Source organism: Fibrobacter sp., from assembly GCF_045131395.1.
In the GTDB taxonomy this organism is placed as follows: Bacteria; Fibrobacterota; Fibrobacteria; order Fibrobacterales; family Fibrobacteraceae; genus Fibrobacter.
Window position 1 is genome coordinate 1 of record NZ_JBGUQY010000010.1, and the last position, 2,295, is coordinate 2,295.

General features: G+C 55.5%; 1 rRNA gene. It reads right to left on the minus strand.

Going from position 1 to position 2,295, the window contains the following annotated elements:
- Positions 1–2,009, minus strand: a 23S ribosomal RNA gene (locus tag ACJMNB_RS04995); the annotation flags it as partial.
- Positions 2,010–2,295 lie beyond the last annotated feature (286 nt).

Below are 2,295 nucleotides of genomic sequence, written 5' to 3' on the forward strand. Positions count from 1 at the left end.
GCCCAAATCGTTACACCTTTCGTGCGGGTCGGAACTTACCCGACAAGGAATTTCGCTACCTTAGGACCGTTATAGTTACGGCCGCCGTTCACCGGGGCTTCGGTCGAGGGCTTCAGGATCGCTCCCTGACCCCCTTCCTTAACCTTCCGGCACTGGGCAGGTGTCAGCACCTATACGTCAGCTTTCGCTTTGGCAGGCACCTAAGTTTTTGGTAAACAGTCGCTTGGGCCTCTTCTCTGCGACCACACAAAGCTCCGGGAGCTGGTCCCTTCACCTCACATGGCTACCCTTATCCCGAAGTTACGGGTACATTTTGCCGAGTTCCTTAACGAGGGTTCTCCCGCGCACCTTAGGATTCTCTCCCCGCATACCTGTGTCGGTTTACGGTACGGGCGGCAGTTCTCTCACTAGAAGCTTTTCTCGACAGTGTAGGCCCAACCCCTTCGCGTCCATCGCTGGACGCTCCGCGTCACGCCTCGCGCTTACAGGGTACGGATTTGCCTGTACCCCACGCCGCACGCTTGCACACGGACTTCCATTCCCGTGCGGGCCTGCCTTCCTGTGTCACTCCCTCGCTCAAACAATCGCTGCCGGTTCCGGAATCTCAACCGGATGTCCATCTCCTACGCCTCTTGCCTCGGATTAGGTCCCGACTTACCCTGGGACGACGATCGTTGCCCAGGAATCCTTATGCTTTCGGTGGGGCGGATTCTCACCGCCCTTTTCGCTACTCATGCCAACATTCTCACTTCCCAGCGGTCCACACAACCTTACAGTTATGCTTCTGCCCCCTGGGAACGCTCCTCTACCACGCAACCCTTAAGGCTGCATCCATAGCTTCGGTTCCGTACTTTAGCCCCGGGAATCTTCGGCGCAGGGTCTCTCGACCAGTGAGCTATTACGCACTCTTTAAATGGTGGCTGCTTCTGAGCCAACATCCTGGTTGTTTAGGAAACCCCACATCCTTTTCCACTTAGTACGGCATTGGGGACCTTAGCTGATGGGCTGGGCTGTTTCCCTTTTGACCACGGATCTTATCACTCGTAGTCTGACTCCCACGCTCTGCAGCGCCGCCATTCGGAGTTTGACAGGGTTCGGTAACCAGTACGGCCCCTAGCCCGATCAGTGCTCTACCGCCCGCGCTTACTACGTGAGGCTAGCCCTAAAGCTATTTCGAGGAGAACCAGCTATCTCTGCGTTCGATTGGAATTTCACCCCTACGCACAGCTCATCCGAACATTTTTCAACATGTCCCGGTTCGACCCTCCGCGCAATTTTACCTGCGTTTCAGTCTGGCCATGCGTAGATCACTACAGTTTCGGGTCTGCGTACACTGACTTCACCGCCCTTTTCAGACTCGGTTTCCCTGCGGCTCCGCATCTTCTGCTTAACCTCGCCAGCACACGCAACTCGTTGGCTCATTCTTCAATAGGCACGCCGTCGCTTTCGCTCCGACTGCTTGTAGACATACGGTTTCAGGTTCTCTTTCACTCCCCTCCCGGGGTTCTTTTCACCGTTCCCTCATGGTACTATGCGCTATCGGTCGCCATTGAGTCTTTAGCCTTGGAGGGTGGTCCCCCCTGCTTCCCACAGGATTCCTCGTGCCCCGTGGTACTCTGGATCCCGGCCTCGAACTCGTCGTTTTCGCGTACGGGGCTTTTACCCTCTCTCGCGCTCCTTTCCAGAAGCTTCCGCTAACAACTCGCCCGATCCCGCCGGTCCGCAACCCCGCACACCCGAAGGTGCACGGTTTAGGCTCTGCCCGCTTCGCTCGCCGCTACTGGGGGCATCTCGTTTGATTTCTTCTCCTCCGGCTACTTAGATGTTTCAGTTCACCGGGTTCCCTCCCTCTAAAAGGGTGACAGCCCATAACGGCTGCCGGGTTTCCCCATTCGGACATCCGCGGATCTATACTCATTTGCAGTTCCCCGCGGCTTTTCGCAGCTTATCGCGTCCTTCGTCGGCTCATGGCGCCAAGGCATCCACCGTATGCCCTTAGTAGCTTGATTTCTCTTCTTGCTTGCTAAGGCATGTTTCTATGCCTTTGACTCGTTAATTCTCTTACTCTCTGCTTTCGCTTTGATTTAGAGGTGCATACCATGGCTCATCTTCCATGATATGCCTGTTTTCGTCTCTTCTGTTCAGTTTTCAAGGTCCAGCTTTTGAAAGTCCCTCACGGAACCCTCAGGACCGAATAACAAAACCAATATGAATGTGCCCGACCGAAGAGTACGCCGTGCTCTCGCACGGCATCGTCTCCATAGAAAGGAGGTGATCCAGCCGCACCTTCCGATA